Source organism: Nonomuraea sp. NBC_00507, from assembly GCF_036013525.1.
Taxonomy (GTDB): Bacteria; Actinomycetota; Actinomycetes; order Streptosporangiales; family Streptosporangiaceae; genus Nonomuraea.
In genome coordinates this window covers 12395741-12415747 of record NZ_CP107853.1, presented here as the reverse complement: position 1 = coordinate 12415747, position 20007 = coordinate 12395741, and the positions used below count along the sequence as shown (strand labels likewise).

The 20007-nt window shown below is 69.3% G+C and carries 16 protein-coding genes; 7 read left to right on the top strand and 9 right to left on the bottom strand.

Annotation, left to right across the window (positions count from 1 at the left end; all coding sequences use genetic code 11):
• Nucleotides 1–9: 9 nt before the first annotated feature.
• From OHA25_RS58600 to OHA25_RS58590, 3 genes are read right to left on the bottom strand one after another with little or no spacing between them, the layout of a single operon-like run.
• Nucleotides 10–1224: a DUF4350 domain-containing protein gene (locus OHA25_RS58600; protein ID WP_327585400.1), complete on the bottom strand. Its 1215-nt coding sequence runs from the start codon at nucleotides 1222–1224 to the stop codon at nucleotides 10–12.
• Entirely contained in the window at nucleotides 1221–2477 is a 1257-nt protein-coding gene (locus OHA25_RS58595) for a DUF4129 domain-containing protein (protein ID WP_327585399.1), read from the bottom strand. The genes OHA25_RS58600 and OHA25_RS58595 overlap by 4 nt, the downstream gene beginning before the upstream one ends.
• The gene (locus tag OHA25_RS58590) at nucleotides 2474–3520 is read right to left on the bottom strand and encodes a glycerophosphoryl diester phosphodiesterase membrane domain-containing protein (protein ID WP_327585398.1); all 1047 of its coding nucleotides are present in this window, start codon (nucleotides 3518–3520) and stop codon (nucleotides 2474–2476) included. The genes OHA25_RS58595 and OHA25_RS58590 overlap by 4 nt, the downstream gene beginning before the upstream one ends.
• A 478-nt stretch (nucleotides 3521–3998) precedes the next feature.
• Here OHA25_RS58590 and mtrA point away from each other — a divergent pair, with 478 nt between their 5' ends.
• The 6 genes from mtrA to OHA25_RS58560 all read left to right on the top strand — a co-directional run bounded on the left by mtrA (nucleotide 3999) and on the right by OHA25_RS58560 (nucleotide 11086).
• Nucleotides 3999–4676 carry an MtrAB system response regulator MtrA gene (mtrA, locus tag OHA25_RS58585; RefSeq protein ID WP_043620615.1) on the top strand — a complete coding sequence of 226 codons (678 nt, stop codon included), beginning with the start codon at nucleotides 3999–4001 and terminating at the stop codon, nucleotides 4674–4676.
• An 18-nt stretch (nucleotides 4677–4694) separates the two neighbouring features.
• The gene (gene mtrB / locus OHA25_RS58580) at nucleotides 4695–6434 is read left to right on the top strand and encodes an MtrAB system histidine kinase MtrB (RefSeq protein WP_442942023.1); all 1740 of its coding nucleotides are present in this window, start codon (nucleotides 4695–4697) and stop codon (nucleotides 6432–6434) included.
• Nucleotides 6421–8154 (top strand): LpqB family beta-propeller domain-containing protein, encoded by a 1734-nt coding sequence (locus tag OHA25_RS58575; RefSeq protein ID WP_327585396.1) that lies wholly within the window; start codon nucleotides 6421–6423, stop codon nucleotides 8152–8154. Before mtrB ends, OHA25_RS58575 begins: the two co-directional genes overlap by 14 nt.
• 31 nt (nucleotides 8155–8185) lie before the next feature.
• Nucleotides 8186–8926: a ComF family protein gene (locus tag OHA25_RS58570; RefSeq protein ID WP_327585395.1), complete on the top strand. Its 741-nt coding sequence runs from the start codon at nucleotides 8186–8188 to the stop codon at nucleotides 8924–8926.
• Between the two features lie 629 nt (nucleotides 8927–9555).
• Nucleotides 9556–10224 carry a ribosome hibernation-promoting factor, HPF/YfiA family gene (hpf, locus tag OHA25_RS58565; RefSeq protein ID WP_305919290.1) on the top strand — a complete coding sequence of 223 codons (669 nt, stop codon included), beginning with the start codon at nucleotides 9556–9558 and terminating at the stop codon, nucleotides 10222–10224.
• Between the two features lie 163 nt (nucleotides 10225–10387).
• Nucleotides 10388–11086, top strand: a complete 699-nt coding sequence (locus OHA25_RS58560; RefSeq protein WP_327585394.1) for a response regulator transcription factor — start codon at nucleotides 10388–10390, stop codon at nucleotides 11084–11086.
• A gap of 32 nt (nucleotides 11087–11118) precedes the next feature.
• Here OHA25_RS58560 and OHA25_RS58555 read toward each other — a convergent pair whose 3' ends face one another.
• Nucleotides 11119–12312: a winged helix-turn-helix domain-containing protein gene (locus OHA25_RS58555; RefSeq protein ID WP_327585393.1), complete on the bottom strand. Its 1194-nt coding sequence runs from the start codon at nucleotides 12310–12312 to the stop codon at nucleotides 11119–11121.
• A gap of 188 nt (nucleotides 12313–12500) precedes the next feature.
• Nucleotides 12501–12821: an HGxxPAAW family protein gene (locus tag OHA25_RS58550; protein ID WP_305919287.1), complete on the bottom strand. Its 321-nt coding sequence runs from the start codon at nucleotides 12819–12821 to the stop codon at nucleotides 12501–12503.
• Nucleotides 12822–12985: 164 nt separating this feature from the next.
• On the opposite strand from OHA25_RS58550, the gene secA reads away from it, so the two are divergent.
• Nucleotides 12986–15775 (top strand): preprotein translocase subunit SecA, encoded by a 2790-nt coding sequence (gene secA, locus OHA25_RS58545; RefSeq protein WP_327585392.1) that lies wholly within the window; start codon nucleotides 12986–12988, stop codon nucleotides 15773–15775.
• A 64-nt stretch (nucleotides 15776–15839) separates the two neighbouring features.
• Here the strand turns inward: secA and OHA25_RS58540 are convergent, their stop codons facing one another.
• From OHA25_RS58540 to OHA25_RS58525, 4 genes are all read right to left on the bottom strand, one after another.
• A complete protein-coding gene (locus OHA25_RS58540; RefSeq protein WP_327585391.1) occupies nucleotides 15840–16229 on the bottom strand; it encodes an Rv3235 family protein in 390 nt (129 codons plus the stop codon).
• A 175-nt stretch (nucleotides 16230–16404) separates the two neighbouring features.
• On the bottom strand, nucleotides 16405–17703 hold the full coding sequence (locus tag OHA25_RS58535) for a PTS transporter subunit EIIC (protein WP_442942022.1): 1299 nt from the start codon (nucleotides 17701–17703) through the stop codon (nucleotides 16405–16407).
• A gap of 69 nt (nucleotides 17704–17772) precedes the next feature.
• Complete coding sequence (locus tag OHA25_RS58530; RefSeq protein ID WP_442942021.1) at nucleotides 17773–19110, bottom strand: PTS transporter subunit EIIC; 1338 nt, start codon at nucleotides 19108–19110, stop codon at nucleotides 17773–17775.
• 53 nt (nucleotides 19111–19163) lie between these two features.
• Nucleotides 19164–19904 carry a GntR family transcriptional regulator gene (locus tag OHA25_RS58525; protein WP_305919284.1) on the bottom strand — a complete coding sequence of 247 codons (741 nt, stop codon included), beginning with the start codon at nucleotides 19902–19904 and terminating at the stop codon, nucleotides 19164–19166.
• Between the last annotated feature and the right edge of the window lie 103 nt (nucleotides 19905–20007).

Below are 20007 nucleotides of genomic sequence, written 5' to 3'. Positions count from 1 at the left end.
AAAGTCTCCTCAGAGTTCACTGACCTGCCTTTCGATGAAGTCCAAGTATCCGGCCAGGGCCACGAGGGCGGCGTCGTCGGCCGGGGGTGGTCCGTACAGTGCCGCGCCGACCTGGTGGGAGTCCTGCCGGGTACGGGCGGCGAGCGCCGCGACGACCTCCTGCGGGCCCGCGCCGGACGTGAGGCCCAGCCTGGGGGTCAGGCGGTCGATCGTGCCCGCGCGCAGCGATTCGGCGGCGCGTTGCCTGGCGCGTCTGGCCCGGTAGAGGCGGCCACGGCCCTCGACCGTCTCGGCCGCCCGTACGATGACCGGCAGCCGCTCGGCCACCACCGGGCCCAGACGCCTGCCCCGCCAGAGCGCGGTGACGCCCACGGCGATGATCGCCATGTAGATGGTCCAGCGGATGTTGTCGGGCATCAGGTCGTACATCGACTGGCCGCGCTCGCCGGGCAGCTCCGTCGCCGGTGGGCGCTCGGGGCGGATCAGCCAGGTGACGGGGCGGCCGGTGCCGATCAGGTTGAGGGCGAGCGCCGCGTTGCCGTCCTCGGCCAGCCGACGGTTCGTCATGAACGAGCCGTCGCCGACGACCGTCGTGACGCCACCCGCGTTCGGGTAGCTGACCAGCGTGTGTCCGCCGCCGGACGCTGGGTAGCAGCCGGTGCCGCCCGCCGGGGCGTCGAACACCACGCCGCCCATGTACGCGCTGCCCGCCAGCCTGGCCGCGGGCAACTGGCACTGCGGCTCGCGGGAGCGGGGGCGGGCCGCTTCCGGGCGGGTGCGTACGCCGGGGGCGAGGGCCTGGAGGCCGAAGACGTCGCCGGCGATCAGGCGGTCGCCCGGGATCCTGGACAGGGCGTGTTCGTCGAAGTACGTCGTGTCCGTGATCAGGAGCAGGCGGTTGCCGCCCCGTGCGGTCAGGTCGGCCGCCGCCTGCACGGAGTCGACCCTGTCCACCTTGACGCCGCGCGAGCGCAGGAGCTCGGCGAGCGCCTTGGAGCCGGCCACGGAGGTGTCCGTGGGGTCGAAGGGGCGGGACGGGCCCTGGGATGGGGTGATCAGGACTCCTACCACCGCCGCCAGGATGAGAACGGCGCCGAGCAGCACGATCATGCGGCCGGCGGTCCAGATGGAGCGGGCGGTGGGGGAGGTGGGTTCTGACCCGCCGGGCGCGGTGCCGGCCTGCGGCCCGCCGGGCGCCACCGTCTGACGCATGATCACGCTCACGTCTGCCCTCCGCCGGACTCGGGCGCGCGCCGCTCCCCGGTCTCGTCAGCCTCACCCCGCGCCTCCGCTGCGCCGGATTGGTCCGCCGCGCCTCCCGCCGGCCTGCCGTCGGCTTCGTCGGAGGGCCCCTCGCCGGTCGAGTGGGGTGCGTCCCCTCGCCGCTCGACCGATGGCTCCGCGGACGGATCGCCATCCGGACCTGCAGCCGACCCTGCGGCCGGGCTCACCGCAGGCTCACCCACCTGCGCCCCGCGCGGCCCCGCCACGGGCATCGTCGGCGGCGCCGCGCCGGGGCTCGTCGGCGGCGCCGCGCCGGGGCTCGTCGGCGGCGCCGCGCCGGGGCTCGTCGGCGGCGTCGCGCCGGGGCTTGCTGGCGGTGCCGCGCTGGGGCTCGTGGGCGGACCAGCGGGCGAGCCCGCCGACGGCATGCCCAGCGGTCCTGAGCCGGGTCCCCGGCTCAGGCTGCTCAGCGGGCCGCCGGCCGAGCCGCCGGCCGAGCCGCCGGCCGAGCCGCCGGCAGGGCCGCCGGCAGGGCCGCCGGCAGGGCGGTGCGGGCCGTGCGGCGCGGGGCCAGGGACGACGCCCGGCGGAACCCCGGTGCCGGAAGGAGCACCGATGCCGACCGGAACGCGGGCCTCGGCGGCGGTGGTCAGCGGGGCGGGGCGGGCCTGGCGGAGGTGGTCGTCGAGGAGGGCCATGGACTCGTAGGCCTCGCGCGTCCCGGGCACGCCGCCGTACGTGACGTCGTCGAACGAGCGCGCCGCCGCCGCCAGCTGCGTGGCGAACCCCGGCAGGGCCACCGCCGCCTCCGCGGCCAGCTCGTCGGCCGTGCGTCCCGGCATGCCGTCGACCAGCGCCCGTTCTTCCAGGTCACGGGCGATGGCCCGCAGGCGTTCCTGGATGGCCTCGCCCCAGCGCCCCTCGAGGGCGAGCCGTTCGGCGGCCTGCCGGTGCTCGGCCGCGGTCATCGCCCGCTCCCCGAACAGTCCGCCGCCGGCGAGCGCGTTCTTGCGCGCGGTCTTGCGCAGCCGCCAGGAGATCAGCACGATCAGGCCCACGAGGATGAGGCCGATCAGCATGGCCGCGATGATCCCGCCCGCCGGCCCGCCGCCCGTGGCCGCGTCGACCAGGTCGCCCAGGAACTGCGTGAAATGCCGGTAGAGCAGGTCGACCAAGGATTCTTTCTCGTAGTCAGGCTTGAGGAGCTCCGCCGCGGCCCGGCGCGCGGCCTCCTCCCTGTCGATCGGGCTCACGACCTGGCGGAGTTGGACGGGTGCCAGAGCTCGTCGGCCGAGGCGTGCACCCAACCCTGGCGCTGCTGCTCGATGGCCGCCGTCTGCAGCACCAGGTCGAACGCTTCGCTGCGCATGCGCCGGTCGGCGTAGAGCAGGCCGGCCACCCCTGCCTCGAAGGGATAGGTGAACATCGCGCTGAGCGTGGCGCCGAGCGCGATCAGCACCGCGGACACGACGGCGTTGGCCACCGAGCCGGTGCCGAGCATGCCGAACAGCGTGCCCGCGAGCGTGAAGGGCACCGACACGACGAACGCCACCAGGCCGACGAGCAGGGAGGTGAGCAGCAGGATGCCGAGCACCCGCCAGAAGTCGCCGGTGACCAGGCGCCACGAGCGGCGCATGGCCTCGATCGGGCCCTTGCCCTCCAGGACCACGATCGGCGAGGCGAACGCGAAGCGGGTCCTGATGAAGAGATACAAAGCGAAGTAACCGATGACGAACAGGAAGATCAGCCCGATCATCAGGCCGATGGTCCCGTTGCTGGAGGAGCCCGCCGAGATCGCCGTCATGAGCAGCACGAAGAGCAGCACGAAGAGCGCCATGGGCACCAGCATGATGGCGGCCAGCAGCCCCACGACGCCGAACAACGCCGGGATCCGGCCCTTGACGAGCTGCCATGCCTGGCCCGCCGTGAGGTTGCCGCCGAAGACGGCCCGGCCGAGAATGCGGGTCAGCACGCCGGTCAACAGGGTGACCACGACGAACTGGATGGCGTAGGAGATCAGCGTGCCGCCGTACTGGGCGGCGACGCCGTAGACGCCGGTGAGCTCGTCGGCCGGTGTCGTGGGGTCGGCCAGCGCGCCGCCCATGGTGTTGAGCACGAACGCCTGGCCGATGGCCAGGGGCACGGAGACGAGCAGGGCGGCGATGGCCGACAGGCCCAGCACTGACCTCGGGTTGGACCGGATGAACTTGATCGTGCCGTCGAGGATGTCGCCGAGGCCGAGGGGGCGCAGCGGGATGATGCCCGGCCGCAGCGCCGGCGCGGGCGGAGGCGGCATGTAGCCGTAACCGGGTTGTGGCTGGGGCGGATATGGTGTTTGGGGCCCAGGTCCGTAAGAGGGCTGCTCTCCGTACGGCTGCCCGTAAGGAGCCTGCTGCTGTGCGCCCGGGGCGGTCCACGGGGAGGCCGGCGGGGCGCTGTAGGGCGGGGGCTGTTCGGCCGACCAGCCTGATGGCGTCTCGGGCGTGGGACCGTGACCGTCTGACATATCCCAATCCTGGCACGCTGAACGGGGCATTGGTGTCACGGAAGCGATTCCCTGTCCCATCTTGCCCGCATTCTCGGGCGAATCGGGTCAAGGTTCACGTCCGGGGATGGCCGAAAGTTGCTCTGTTACCGCAGACTGAGATTGCGGTCGCGGGGCGGGCCTAAAATTCGCCTTTTGTGGGTCTCAGGTCACACTCATAGGCCGACCAAGGGTAACCTTCAGCGATCGTGCGGGTATGTCCCACAATGCGTAGAACGAATGAGGGGCCATGAAAGGTCGCGTGCTGGTCGTCGACGACGACGCCGCTCTCGCCGAGATGCTCGGGATCGTGCTGCGGGGAGAGGGCTTCGAACCATCCTTTGTCTCAGACGGCGACAAGGCCCTCGACGCGTTCCGGGATACACGCCCGGACCTGGTGCTGCTCGACCTGATGCTGCCCGGCGCGGACGGCATCGACGTCGCGCGCAGGATCAGGGCTGAGTCGGGGGTTCCGATCGTCATGCTCACGGCGAAGAGCGACACGATAGACGTCGTGCTGGGCCTGGAGTCCGGCGCCGACGACTACATCGTCAAGCCGTTCAAGCCGAAGGAGCTGGTCGCGCGGGTGCGGGCGAGGCTTCGCCGCACCGACGAGCCGACCCCGGAGATCCTGCAGATCGGCGACATCACCATCGACGTGGCCGGTCACTCGGTCAAGCGGGGCGAGGAGACCATCAACCTCACGCCGCTCGAGTTCGACCTGCTCGTCGCGCTGGCCCGCAAGCCGCGCCAGGTGTTCACCCGCGAGGTCCTGCTCGAGCAGGTCTGGGGCTACCGGCACGCGGCCGACACGCGGCTGGTCAACGTGCACGTCCAGCGACTCAGGGCCAAGATCGAGAAGGACCCCGAGCACCCCGAGATCGTTGTCACGGTCCGCGGCGTGGGCTATAAAGCCGGCCCCGCCTGACCTTCGCCTCCCCCTGACATGCCCCCGACGAAGCAGAAGAGGTCCCGCCGACGGACACTCCGCCAGATTCTCGGCGGAGTCCGTCGGCGGGTGCGCCGTGCGGCCGGCCGGGCCCGCCGCGTCTGGCGGCGCTCGCTCCAGCTCCAGGTGGTCACCAGCACGCTGGTGATCTCCATGGTCGTGATGGTCGTGCTGGGGGTGTTCCTGTCCACCCAGATCAACAAGTCGGTCGTTGACAGCAGGACCCGGTCCTCTGCCAGCGAGGCGATGGCCGACCGCCTGCAGATCGCCGACGCGCTGGCCCCCGAGGTGGACGACCAGGCGGCCGAGGTCGCCGACGGCGGCAAGACGTCGGCCAACCCGCTCGACGACGTCATGGACACCGTCACCGGCTCCGGCGACGACGGCTCCAAGAAGCGCTACGACGTGCTGATACTCAACGAGGCCAGCCCGGGCCAGTCCCGCGCCTCGGGCACCGTCGTGCCCGCCAACGTGCCGCACAACGTCAGCGCCGGCGTGCGGCGCAACGTGGAGAAGCTGGAGTACGGCAAGACCGTCCACTCCATCGACCGGATCATGTTCAGCGGCCAGAGCCAGCCCCGGTTGACGTTCGTGGTCGGCGGCGTCGTGCACTCCTACACCGGCGACAACTACGAGGTCTACCACTTCTTCCCGCTCGATGAGGAAGAGGAGCTGCTGTCCAGCGTCCGGCTGGCCCTCGTCGTGGTGGGCCTCGGGCTCGTGCTGCTGCTGGCCGCCATCGCCTACCTGGTCGCCCGCCAGGTCGTCACCCCGGTACGGCTCGCCAGGCAGGCCGCCGAGCGGCTGGCCTCCGGCAAACTCGACGAGCGGCTCAAAGTGCGCGGTGAGGACGACCTCGCCCGGCTGGCGAACTCGTTCAACGAGATGGCCGCGAACCTGGCGCTCAAGATCCACCAGCTTGAGGAGCTGTCGCAGGTCCAGCGGCAGTTCGTCTCGGACGTCTCGCACGAGCTGCGCACCCCGCTGACGACCGTGCGCATGGCCGCCGACCTGCTGTATGACGCCCGCGAGGACTTCGACCCGATGGCCGCCCGCTCGGCCGAGCTCATGCAGGCGCAGCTGGAGCGGTTCGAGTCGATGCTGGCCGACCTGCTGGAGATCAGCCGCTACGACGCCGGCGCCGCCACGCTGGACCTCGACTCCGTGGACGTGCGCCGGGTGGTGCTGCGCGCGATCGAGGACTCCGAGGCGCTGGCCGAGCGGCACGGCACCCGCTTCGACCTGCGACTGCCCGCCGAGCCCTGCATGGCGGAGATCGACAACCGCAGGGTCGAGCGGATCTTGCGCAACCTGCTGTTCAACGCCATCGAGCACGGCGAGGGCAGGGAGATCGTGGTGACCGTGGGCGCCGACCGGGACGCCGTGGCCGTCGCCGTACGCGACCACGGGATCGGATTGAAGGCGGGCGAGGACACCATGGTCTTCGACCGGTTCTGGCGGGCCGACCCGTCGCGGGCGCGGACCATCGGCGGCACCGGCCTCGGGCTGGCGATCTCCCGCGAGGACGCCACGCTGCACGGCGGCTGGCTGCAGGCCTGGGGGCAGCCGGGCGAGGGCTCGCAGTTCAGGCTGACGCTGCCCAGGGCGGCCGGGGCCGAGCTGAAGGGCTCGCCGCTGTCGCTGGTTCCGCCGGAGATCGAGATGCGGCGTACGTGGCGCGGGGCGATGACGCCCGTGCTGCTGCCTGCTTCGGGGGACGTCCATGACGAGGATTAGGCGGCTCTGGGCGGTCGTCGTGCTCGCGGCCGCCGTGGTCTGCGCCGGCTCGGGCTGCACCGTGATCCCGGTGAGCGGCCCGTACACCATGAACGACGCCGCCGGCGCCGACCCGCTGACCAAGCCGTTCCAGCGCATGATCGCCACCTTGCCGCAGCCCGGCTGGGGTATCGAGCCGACGATCAGGGGCCTGCAGGCCGCCATGGCCGCCTACGCCGACGACCCGACGGTCCTGCCCCAATACTTGACCGCCGACGCACTCAAGGGCTGGACCCCTTCGGGGGCGGTGACGGTGCTCGACGACCATCTGCAGGTCGACCTGCCCGAGGAGGACGGTGCCGCGTCCGCGCAGCGGGTCACGCTCAAGGCCAAGCAGGTGGCCCGCATCGAAGAGGACGGCACCTACGTGCCGCAGTCCGGGAACTGGGGAAGGCCCTTCGACCTGGTCAAGGTCAAGGAAGGCGGCTACCGGGTCAGCGGCCTGCCCGATGGGCTCATCCTCACCAGGTCGGACGTGGAACGCGCGTACCGGCCGACCAAGCTTTACTACCTCAACGGCAGCACGCAGGACAGGCTCGTCGTGGACAACGTGCGCCTGCGGCTGAAGCCGGCGGAGACGTACGCGAAGGTCATACTCGAGCGCCTGCTGAAGCAGCCGAGCGGGGCCCTGGTGGGCGCGGCGACCACGGCCTTTCCGCCCGGCACCAAGGTCGAGTCGGTCAGATCGGCCGAGGACGAGAGCGTGGTGATCAACCTTTCTGGCCCGCTGGACCTTTTGGACCTGAGTGGCGAGGACGCCCTCATGGCGCAGATCAGGTACAGCCTCAACAACAACGACGTCGCCAAGGGCCGCAGCATTTCGGTGCTGTTGGACGGGGAGCCGTACACGAGCCACCACCCCAACACCGACGACCAGCGCTGGCTGGACAACAGCGGCAACAGCGCCTACTACGTCAGCGACGGCGCCGTCCACTACCTGGCGAAGGACGGGCCGGGCGGCGCCGTGGCGGGACCGGCCGGCGAGAAGCGCCAGGGCTACTCCGACTTCGCCATATCCAAGAAGGGCGCCTACGTCGCGGCCAGGACCTCCACCGGCATCTCGGCGGCCCCCCTCGCGCAGGGAGGGCAGTGGCAGGAGGTCATCCAGGGCACCGACCTGACCCCGCCGTCGTGGCACCGGGACGGGTCGTTGTGGACCTTCGACCGCAGGAACAGGGCCGTGCTGCGGTACGACCCGGCAGCCAAGCGTGGGCCGGAAACGGTGTCCGCGCCCGGAGTGGAGAAGCTGGACGTCACCAACCTGCGCGTCGCCAGGGACGGAGTGCGGGTCGTGGTGACGACCGGCAAGAACACCGTCTGGCTCGGCGCGCTGACGGTCATGGGAGGGCTCGAGCTGAGCAACCTTCGGTCCCTGACCACGACCGAGGCGGGGGACGAGATCCGGGATGCCGCGTGGCGAGATGACGAGCATCTGCTCGTGCTGGTCCAGACCAAGGCGGGGCAGAAACTGAACGAGATCGACGTCGGTGACGGGGCGGTCGTCGAGATTCCGCTGAAGGATCCGCTCCAGGCCCTGGCGGCGCTGAACGAGCGCGTCCTGGCGGAGTCCGAGCCGGAGAAGAAGGGGCAGGGGGCCAAGCTCCTGGAGCTCAACGAGGACCAGAGCTGGACCTCCAAGATCGACTCTGACGTCGAGACCCCGCTGTTCCCCCTGGGCTGAGGCCAGAGCCGGGGGCCGGCGTCTCTGCCCGGTGGTCGTGGGGGATGGTGGGCGGGAATTGTCGGTGGCGGGCGGCATGCTGGGCCGCGTGCTGAGCGTCGTGCTCGATCTCGTCCTGCCGCAGACCTGCGCCGGCTGCGGTGCGAAGGGGGCGCGTTGTTGCGGCCGCTGCCTGGCCGAGCTGACCGCCCGGCCGGCCCGGCGCCTGCCCAGGCCGCGGCTGCCCGGCACGCCGGACTGCTGGTCGGCGAGCCCCTACGAGGGGGCGGTGCGCAAGGCGATCGTGGCGTACAAGGAGCGGGGCGCGGTGGCGCTGGCCGGCGTGCTGGCGGAGGCGCTGGCCTTCACCGCCCTCACGGCGATCGGTCGCACCGGCGCGCCGTGGGCGGCGCGGGGGTTCGCCGTCGTGCCGGTGCCCAGCGGGCGGGCGAGCATCGGCGCCAGAGGGCATGACCCGGTGGGCCGGTTGGCAGAGCTGGCGGTGCGCAGGCTGCGGATGTTCGGCGTCCCCGCGGTGCCGTGGGCGGCGCTGAGCCAGGCACGGCGGGTGGTGGACCAGGCAGGCCTGAGCTCGCCGCAGAGGGCCGCCAACCTCGCCGGGTCCCTCAGAGTCGCGCTCGCCGCGAAAGGGCCTCCAGCGGCCTCTGTGCTGCTCGTGGACGACATCGTCACGACCGGCGCCACCGTCGTCGAGGCCGCCAGAGCGCTGCGGGCGGCCGGGGTGAGCGTGCCCATGGCCGTGACTGTCGCGGCGACACGCCGAAGATCTTGAAAAGCATTACGGTCACGGTGAGTAAAGAAAGATCCAAATCAACAGTCTCACCGGAAGGTCACATATCACTTCCTCCGGGTACGTGGTGGGGCAGCTAGGCGGAAGGGAAGCTCGTCCTGGTAAGGGTTGCCGATCGGTTAAATGGGGTATCAAACAGGCCTCGCGGACCATCCGAAAATCACGGAAAGTGATCCTTTGGCCGATCCTCCGGCTGACATTCGCCCTGGATGCGGATAGCGTTCTGACATGGCACCCGTTCGGGTCCGTGGTTGCGCAGGGTCGGGGCTCCCGGCTCTGCTAGCCGATGCCAGCCGCAGGCAAAACGGTCCACGTAAGGCGACTCTTTGTCGACCGATCACGGTGCGGCTTAGGGATAAGTCCTGCCTTCCCGAGGGGTCAGATACCCCTCGCCAGAAGAGAAGGGCAGTAGTGGCAACAGAGCTGCGAAATCCTCAGCAGGCGGATGTGGGGTCGAAGACCAGGTCGGCCGGACGGGTGCCACCCGAGTTCCCGGAGACCGTGAGTCGGAAGAGGGTAACGGTGACAGAAAGGCAGACAGAAGACCCCGCCCGGCAAGCACGTCGTCGGGCGCTCTTGCTCAGTCGTTAGACCGAAAGGGGGGCTGTTGCATGGACATCATCGTCAAGGGCCGGCACACCGGAGTGAGTGACCGGTTCCGTGACCACGTGACGACCAAGCTGGCCAGGATCGAACGTCTGGACAACAAACTCATCCGAGTTGATGTGGAGGTGTCGAAAGAACGCAACCCGCGTCTTGCCAGTCAGCGCGAGCGCGTGGAGCTCACCATTCACTCCCGAGGACCGGCCATCCGCGCCGAGGCCTCGGCCGACGACCGATTCACAGCCCTCGACGTCGCCCTCGACAAGCTGGAAGGCCGCCTCAGGCGGCTGGCCGACCGGCGCAAGGTCCATCACGGCAGCCACTGCCCGCCCTCTGTGGCGGAGATCACCGCGACGCTCCCCGAGGCCGCAGGCCTGGCACCGCGGAAGGAGGCCCTCGTCCCCGAGCAGGCGGAGCCGAGCGAGGACGAACTGCAGGAGCGCAGCGACCAGCTCTACGACGACATCGTCCCGATCGAGATGGACGGCGAGGGGCCACTCGTCGTCCGGGAGAAGTTCCACAAAGCGGAGCCCATGACCATCGACCAGGCTCTGCTCGAGATGGAGCTGGTCGGGCACGACTTCTACCTGTTCCGCGACAAGGAGAGCGGCCAGCCGAGCGTCGTCTACAACCGACGCGGGTACAACTACGGCGTGTTGCGGCTCGTAGAGCCCTGATCGCGCGCTAAAAGATCTTCTCGACCACCCGAGAACCGCTGGTTACATGCCATCATGGCGGTTCAACGGCTCTGGCCCCCCGACGAGGAGGAGACGTGAGCGAGCTCAGTCAGGTTCGGATGAGCGAGCGAAGTGCGGGCGCGAGGCGGATCAGGGAGGCCTCGTGACCGAAACAGGCGAGGCTCGCACGTCAGCGAGCGAGCCGATCCGCGTGCTGATCGTCGACGATCACGAGCTGATCAGGCGAAGCCTGGCGCTGGCGCTGGCCGCTGAACCCGACATCGAGGTGGTCGGTGAGGCGAGCGACGGGCAGGAGGCGGTCGAACTCGCCGATCGCCTCATGCCTGACGTCGCGCTCATGGACGTGCGCATGCCACGGCAGGACGGCATCGAGGCGGCGAAGGGCATCAAGGCCTCCGTCCCGAGCACCCGCATCATCATGCTGACGGTGAGCGACGAGGAAGAAGACCTCTTCGAGGCCATCAAGGCAGGTGCCACCGGCTACCTGCTCAAGGACGTCCAGATCAACGACGTCCCCGCCGCGGTGCGCGGCGTGCACGAGGGCCAGTCGTTAATCAACCCGGCGATGGCGGCCAAGCTCATCAGCGAGTTTCAAAACATGAGCCGCAAGGAGTCCGAGCGCCCGCCCCAGCTGCCCGTGCCCCGTCTGACGGAACGGGAGATGGAGGTCCTGCGACTGGTGGCCAAGGGCATGAACAACCGTGAGATCGCCAAGCAGCTGTTCATCTCCGAGAACACCGTGAAGAACCACGTGCGCAACATTCTCGACAAGCTGCAACTGCACTCGAGGATGGAGGCCGTGGTCTACGCGGTGCGGGAGCGCATGCTGGAGATCACGTAGCGAGGTCGTGGCCCGCTGGATCGTCCAGCGGGTTACGTGCCGGCCGCGTTGAGGATCGGCACGAGCTCTGGCGGGTCGGCGCGTTCGACGCGGATCGCGTCGCAGCCCACCCATTCGGCGGCCGACCACAGGGCATCGGCTAACGCGCCGGCCCACTTGGCCGGGGACAGGCCAGGCTCCAGGCTGACCTGCCTGGCCACTAGGGTGGAGCCCTCGCGGGCCGGGTCGACGCGGCCGATCAGCCGGCCGCCGGCCAGCACCGGCATCGTGAAGTAGCCGTGGACCCTCTTGTGCTTGGGGACGTAGAGCTCCAGCGTGTAGGTGAAGCCGAAGACGCGCTCGGTGCGGCCGCGGTGCCAGATGAGCGAGTCGAACGGCGACACCAGCGTCGTGCGGTGGCGGCCACGCGGCTCGGACTCCAGTGCCGCGGCATCCGCCCACGCGTTGGCCTGGCCCTTCTTGCCCGGCCAGCCCGCGACGGTCACCGGCGTCAGTCCGGCCGCGCCGCTGAGCAGCACGTCGTCGAGTATCGCCGCGTAGCGGCCCTTGAGCCGCAGGAAGTCGATCAGATCGGTCCTGTTGGCCACGCCGAGCGAGCGGCCGGCGATGGCGGCCAGGCGGACGACGCATTCCTCGTCCGTCAGGTCCTCGGCGAGGAGGTCGGCGGGGACCACGCGCTCGGCCAGGTCGTAGACGCGGCGCCAGCCGACGCGGCGGCTGCAGACCAGCTCGCCGATGTCCAGCAGCCACTCCAGGCCGATCTTGGAGTCCGACCAGTCCCACCAGGGGCCGCCGTTCTTGGCGCCGCCCACGTCGGAGGTCATCAGCGGGCCCGACTCGCGCACCTGCTCCAGGAGCTTGTCCACGTTGTCGGGGACCTCGTGCCAGCGGTATTTCCGGTCGCGGTAGGCGCGGCGGCGGAACGCGTAGAGCGGCCAGTGCTCGATGGGCAGGATGCAGGCCGCGTGGCACCAGTATTCGAAGCTCTGGGCGGGGTTGTGCCAGTAGGCGCGCTCGACCTTGGCTCTGCCCACCGCGCCCAGGCGCGCGTACGCGACCAGCTCGTGGGAGCGGGCCAGGACCGAGATCGTGTCGAGCTGCACGGCGCCCAGCCTGCGCAGCATGGCGTGCACCCCGCCTTGGCGCGGCGCGGCGCCGATCAGGCCTTGCGAGCGCAGGATGATCCGGCGTGCTTCGTCGGCCGTCAGGTCCGTCGGGCCGGTCATGTCAGCGTTCGTGTAGGACGATGCATACGCCGAAATCTAGCGCCGGGCACCGACAAAACGCTGAGGGCGAGCGCGGCCGGTGGGTGACCGAGCGGGCTCCGGCATCCACGGCGTGCCGGCCCTGCTGGGCGGGAACGCAAAAAGGCGGGCAACCGATGGGGTTCGGGCGCCCGCCTGTGAAGCGCGGTTCAACGATGATCTTCGGCGCGCATGCCTACGCGAGGCGCGTCGATCACGACATCGGTGAAGATGTCGAAGACGAGAGCGAGGATGCCGCCAACGACGAAGAGACCGGCGCCGACCCAGATGAGCGTCCAACTGGTGGCGACCAGCCCGAAGCCGGCGGCGGTGAATCCGACCAGCATGATGGTCACCGCCAGCCACGATGACGCACGCCCGCCGTGGCTGCCCAGATTCTCCGTATGCTCCGACTTCTTCCCCTCAACCATGACCAATCCTTCCTTTGCCGGTTTTGCCGCTATTGATGCGGGCCGGCGCTCAACCGGCATACCCTCTGCCTTGCCCCCATTCTCCCAGACGCGTACCGCGCCCTTGTCGGCACGGTGGCTGTGTCTGGTTGCTGAACCGCCTACGATGGCAGGCGGGGAAGTTTGTCTCGGCCTCTCCTCCTGGCGGCGCCGCCGGGGTAGACCTGCGAGGAGCTTTACATAAAGTGGCAGCCATTCTCGACAAGATCCTACGTGCCGGCGAAGGCAAGATCCTGCGCAAGCTCAAGCGGATCGCAGACCAGGTCAACTCCATAGAGGACGACTTCACGAGCCTGTCCGACGCGGAGTTGCGCGCGATGACGGACGAATTCAAGCAACGCTACGCGGATGGCGAAACGCTCGACGATCTGCTTCCCGAGGCGTTCGCGACCGTGCGCGAGGCGGCCCGCCGCGTGCTCGGCCAGCGACCCTACGACGTGCAGATCATGGGTGGCGCCAACCTCCACATGGGCAACATCTCCGAGATGAAGACCGGTGAGGGCAAGACCCTGACCTGTACGTTGCCTTCCTATCTCAACGCGATCACCGGCAAGGGCGTCCACGTCGTCACGGTCAACGACTACCTGGCCAAGCGTGACGCGGAGACCATGGGCCGCATCCACCGCTTCCTCGGCCTCGAGGTCGGCTGCATCATCTCCGGCCAGCAGCCCGACGAGCGCCGCAAGCAATACGAAGCCGACATCACCTACGGCACGAACAACGAGTTCGGCTTCGACTACCTGCGCGACAACATGGCCTGGTCGCTCGAGGAGTGCGCGCAGCGCGGCCACTACTTCGCGATCGTCGACGAGGTGGACTCGATCCTGATCGACGAGGCCAGGACCCCGCTGATCATCTCGGGTCCCGGCGAGCAGTCCGGGAAGTGGTATCAGGAGTTCGCCAAGATCGTGCCGCGGCTGCGCAAGGGCGTCGAGGCGAAGAACCCGGGCGAAGAGAGCACCGGCGACTACATCGTCGACGAGAAGAAGCGCACGGTCGGCATCCTGGAGTCCGGCGTCGAGAAGGTCGAGGACTGGCTCGGCATCGACAACCTCTACAAGCCTGAGCACACCCACCTGGTCGGCTTCCTGAACAACGCGCTCAAGGCCAAGGAGCTGTTCAAGAAGGACAAGGACTACATCGTCGCCGACGGCGAGGTCCTGATCGTCGACGAGTTCACCGGCCGCATCCTGCACGGCCGCCGCTACAACGAGGGCATGCACCAGGCCATCGAGGCCAAAGAGGGCGTGAAGATCAAGGACGAGAACCAGACGCTCGCCACGGTCACCCTGCAGAATTACTTCCGCCTCTACGAGAAGCTGGCCGGCATGACCGGCACGGCCGCCACCGAGGCCAACGAGTTCCACCAGACCTACAAGCTCGGCGTCGTCCCCATCCCGACCAACCGGCCGATGATCCGCAAGGACCAGGCGGACGTGGTCTACAAGACCGAGGACGCCAAGTTCAACGCGGTGGTCGACGACATCAAGCAGCGCTACGAGGCCGGGCAGCCGGTGCTCGTGGGCACGACCTCGGTGGAGAAGTCCGAGCGGCTGTCCAAGGCGCTCAAGCGCCGCGGCGTGCCGCACGAGGTGCTCAACGCGAAGAACCACGCGCGTGAGGCGACGATCATCGCCGAGGCGGGTCGCAAGGGCGCCATCACCGTCGCCACCAACATGGCCGGTCGAGGCACCGACATCATGCTCGGCGGCAACTCCGAATTCCGCGCCGACCTCGAGCTGCGCCAGCGCGGGCTCGACCCGGTCGAGACGCCGGAGGAATACGAGAAGGCCTACCCTGAGGCGCTGGAAAAGGCCAGGGCCGCGGTCAAGGCCGAGCACGACGAGGTCGTCGAGCTGGGCGGCCTCTACGTCCTCGGCACCGAGCGCCACGAGTCGCGCCGCATCGACAACCAGCTGCGCGGTCGTTCCGGCCGTCAGGGAGACCCCGGCGAGTCGCGTTTCTACCTGTCGCTCGGCGACGACCTCATGCGCCTGTTCAACTCGGCCAGGGTCGAGATCATCATGACCCGGCTGCAGATCCCCGACGACCAGCCGATCGAGTCCGGCATCGTCTCCAAGGCCATCGCCTCCGCCCAGCACCAGGTCGAGCAGCAGAACTTCGAGATCCGAAAGGAAGTTCTGAAGTACGACGAGGTGATGAACCGCCAGCGCAAGGTCATCTACGCCGAGCGCCACCGCGTGCTCGAGGGCGCCGACCTGCACGAGCAGGTGCAGGGCTTCATCGGCAACGTGATCGACGGTTACGTCCAGGGCGCCACGGCCGAGGGCTTCGCCGAGGAGTGGGACCTCGACAAGCTGTGGAAGGCCTTCGGCGAGCTCTACCCGGTCTCGGTCCGGATCGACGACCTCGTCGAGGAGGCCGGCGGCCGCGAGGAGCTCAGCGCCGAGTTCATCAGCGAGAAGATCAAGAACGACGCGCTCGAGGCGTACGCCCGGCGCGAGGCGGAGTTCGGCGCGGAGGCCATGCGCGACATCGAGCGCCGGGTCATTTTGTCCGTCCTCGACCGCAAGTGGCGCGAGCACCTCTACGAGATGGACTACCTGCGCGAGGGCATCGGCATGCGGGCCTACGCGCAGAAGGACCCGCAGATCGAATACCAGCGTGAGGGCTACGAGATGTTCACCGCGATGCTCGAGGGCATCAAGGAGGACTCCGTGGGCTTCCTGTTCAACCTCGAGGTCGAGGTGCAGGAAAACCCGATCGTGGAGGAAGAGGACGCGGTCATCGCGGAGACCCGTTCGATCATCGCGCGCGGGCTGCGCGGGCCTGAGCGGCCGGCCGAGCTCGAATACACCGCGCCCGGTGAGCAGGGCGGGGTCGAGCACACCAAGGTGCGCACCACTCAGGCGGAGCGGGCCGCGTACGGCAATGTGGAGCGCAACGCGCCGTGCCCGTGCGGGTCCGGCAAGAAGTACAAGCGCTGCCACGGCGACCCGAAGCACGCGGCCTGATCACCTGGGCCATTCGCCAGGACCCCCGCCTTCACCAGCCGAGAAGGCGGGGGTCTTCGTTGTGCTACGCGGTCTCGAAATCGGTGCACAGCCAGTGGACGCCGCGCCGTTCCAGCCGCACGGCGAGGACGTGGTTGCGCTCGCCGCAGTGGACGAGCACGCACATCTCGACCGCCCCGTCCCGGGGTTCCTTCACGTGCATGCTCCCGGCGAACGGCGGGCGGTTCGTCCGGATCATTCGTCCCGCCTTGAGTAGCTCGCGGTAGGCCCGGGAGGTGAGCCGGTCGGCGAGGGTCTCCGGGGCCCGCCGGCCCGCGAGCACCTCGGCCAGGGCCTGCCCGAAGTGGCGCAGTTTGCGCTCGTCCGGCGTGGCGCCCGGCGGTCCCCATATCAGGGGCTGGCTGTCCAGGGCCAGGGCTCCATCGACCTGCGGGTTCTGCGGTGCTGCCGACACGCGTCCTCCAAATTCCTGGGCGGGAAACAATCGCCTATAAGAGTTTTCGGCTCGGCCGGGATATACGGAGGCCGCCAGCTTCCATGGCTTCCAATCCCTTTTGTACGTTCCGGCGAGGAAAGTGATAGGCGAGTTGGGTCCCTTCGCCGTTGTTATGGGCCGGGGTCGCCGGACGCTATGACTCGCCCGTAACCTCGCGGCCGGGTGTGGGCAGGTTCAGGGCACGGATGAGCACGGAGAAGATCACGTAGTAGATGAAGAAATAGGCGATCCCAAAGGCGATGAGCAATCCCAGGCCGTGCGTGTTCGACTTGCTGGCGTTCAGCAGCAGGTCGATGGCGCCGCCCGAGAACGTGAAACCCAGGCGGACGCCCAGTTCGGCCATCAGCGCCATCGACAGGCCCGTCAGGACGGCGTGCACGGCGAAGAGCACCGGCGCCACGAAGATGAAGGCGAACTCCAGCGGCTCGGTGATCCCGGTGACGAAGGCCGTCAGACCGGCCGACAACATGATCCCCCCGACCGGACGGCGGCGGTCGGGTGGGGCGGCCCGCCACATGGCGATGGCCGCGCCCAGCAGGCCGAACATCATGACGGGGAAGAAACCGGTCATGAAGCTGCCCGCGCCTTGTTCACCGGCGAAATAGCAGTTCAGGTCCCCGGCCGCGTCGCGGATCGCGCCGTTCACGCCCGCATGGCACTCCGGGAGCGTGAACCAGACGATGGTGTTGAGGAAGTGGTGCAGGCCCACGGGGATGAGCAGACGGTTGGCGACGCCGTAGATGCCGGCGCCGGCGGTGCCGTGGGCCGAGAGCCAGTCGCCGGCCGCGGTCAGCCAGTCGCCGACCGGACGCCACAGCAGGCCGAAGGCCACGCCCAGGAGCAGGGCGGCGACGGCGGTGACGATGGGGACCGAGCGGCGTCCCCCGAAGAAGGCCAGCCACGCCGGCAGTTTGAGCCGGTAGAAGCGCTGCCACAGCAGGGCGGCCGTGATGCCGATGACGATGCCGCCGAGGACGCCCGTCGGGTTCTGCGCGCCGACGTTGAGCGTACGGGTGCCGTCCCGCAGGACGAGGAGGACCTTGTCGTAGACGGCGCCTTCGCCCGCGTCGAAGAACAGGGTCTTGGTGACGCGGTCGAAGACCAGATAGCCGACCACGGCGGCGAGCGCGGTGGTGCCGTCGGACTTGTGCGCGAAGCCGATCGCCACACCCACCGCGAACAGCAGCGGCAGATTCTCGAAGAGGGCGCCGCCGGCCGCCGCCAGCACCTTCGCCACGGGAAGCAGCCACGGCAGCACGCTGCCGAGGCCGTTCGCGCCGAGGAGGTCGTCCTGGCCGAAGCGGAAGAGCAGGCCGGCGGCGGGCAGGACGGCGATGGGCAACATGAGCGAGCGCCCGATGCGCTGCAGCACCCCGAAGATCGATGACCAGGCTGATGACTGGGCCGAGCCGCCGCCCATCGCCGCACTCACCCCCGCTCGGTGATCCGTTCGCAGGGGAATGGTGGGTTCCTACCACGGGCACCCGGGGAGAAAACCGCGCTAGGTCGCGCCCGGGGCGACCCGGCCGGTCTCGCCCGAGTCGACGTCGGGCTCGGGCTCCCGGCCGGGGGTCATGATGTCGAGGCGGCGGATCAGGAACGTGAACACCACGTAGTAGACCGCGCCGTAGATCAGGCCGAGCAGCAGGATGCCCGGCAGATTCTCGGTGTTGGACTTGCTGGCGTTCAGCAACATGTCGAGCAGCCCGGCCGAGAACCCGAAGCCCAGTTGCCCGCCGATCAGCGTGGTCAGCGCCATGGCCAGCCCGGTCAGGACCGCGTGCACGGCGAACAGCAGCGGCGCCACGAAGATGAAGGCGAACTCGATCGGCTCGGTGATGCCGGTGACGAACGACGCCAGCGCCGCCGACAACATGATGCCGCCCACGCTCGCGCGCCGGTGTTTGGGCGCCGCTCGCCACATGGCCAGGGCGGCGGCGGGCAGGGCGAACATCATGATCGGGAAGAAGCCGGCCATGAACTGGCCGGAGTGCGGCGCGCCGCCGAAATAGCAGTTCCAGTCGCCGCCGAGCACGCGGCCGCCCACGTCGCACTGCGGGACGACGTACCAGACGACCGAGTTGACGAAGTGGTGCAGGCCGAGCGGGATGAGCAGGCGGTTGATCAGACCGTAGATGCCGGTGCCGACGGGGCCGATCGCGGCCAGGGCCTCGCCCCCGTGCCGGATCCACTCGCCGATCACCGGCCAGAGCCAGCCGAAGAGCACGCCGATGACCAGCGCGACAATGGAGGTGATGATCGGCACGAACCGGCGCCCGCCGAAGAACGCCAGCCACGACGGCAGCTTGATCCGGTGGAAGCGCTGCCACAGCAACGCGGCGACCAGGCCTATCACGATGCCGCCGAGCACCTTGGTGGGGTTCTGCATGCCGTAGTTGATGATCTCTACGACGCCCTGGCCCTGGACCTCCTTGATCGAGACGGTGTCCCGGATCTGGGAGCCGAAGAACATGACCTTGCTGACGCGGTCGAAGACCAGGTAGCCGACCACGGCGGCGAGCGCGGTGCTGCCGTCGGCCTTGCGGGCGAAGCCGATCGCGACGCCCACGGCGAACAACAGGGGCAGGTTCTCGAACAACGCCGCGCCGGCCGCGGCCAGCACCTCGGCGACCTGGTTCATCCAGGCGAAGCCCGCCACGTCGGCCAGCCCGCCGGGCTCGCCGCCGTTGGAGCCCAGCATGTCGGGCTGCCCGAAGCGCAGCAGCAGGGCGGCCGCGGGCAGGGCCGCGATGGGCAGCATCAGGGAGCGGCCCAGCCGCTGGAGCACGGTCATGACGCGCGCGAGCGGCGAGGGCCGGGCGGCGGCGGTCTCGTTCACCGGCGTTCCTCCGGGGGGTGGGATCCGGGGGCGACCCCGGCAGCGTACGGCCCTCAGCCCCGTCTTACGGGCATTTCCAGAATGGTGCGCAACTGGTAGCGGTCGGCGCGATAGGTGGACACGCCCAATTCCGCACAGACGCCGCCGGAGAACGACCTGCGCTGCAGCAGCAGCACGGCACCGCCACGCGGCAGCTTCAACAGATCGGCGTCGCTCGGGTCGGCGATGCCGCCGTCGATGGTGAGCTCGCCGGCGTCCATGACCAGGCCGTAGCGGCTCTCCAGCAGCTCGTACAGCGACTTGTCCGACAGGTTGTGCTCGGCCAGGTCGGGGGCGAGTTTGACCGGGATGTGCGCCCGCTCGATGGACAGCGGCTCCCCGTCGGCCATCCGGAGCCGCTCGATGAAGTGCACCTCCTCGCCCGGCTGGATCCCCAGCTCCTTGGCCAGGTGGGCGCTGGCGCGCACGATCCTCCTGTCGAGGTCGCGCGATCCGGGAACCATTCCGCGGGCCCTCATGTCGTCGGTGAACGACGTCAGCTGCAGCGCCAGCTCGATCTTCGGCCGGGCCACGAACGTGCCCTTGCCCGGCACGCGGTGCAGGCGGCCCTCGGACACGAGGTGGTCGACGGCCTGCCGCACGGTCATGCGGGACAGGCCGAAGCGCTGGCACAGCTCGCGCTCGGACGGGATGGCGGCGCCGATGCTCAGCTCGTCGCTGTCGATGAGGTCCAGCAGGATCTCGCGAAGCTGGAAGTATTTGGGCACCGGGCTGTCCGGATCGATGTGCGCCACGCATCCTCCTCTCGTCGGTCAAACGAGAAATCTGCGAAATGGACTGCCGCTACGGCCCTCACCAGGCACTACAGGAGTGCGGCAGGCCATGGGCAGATTTCTT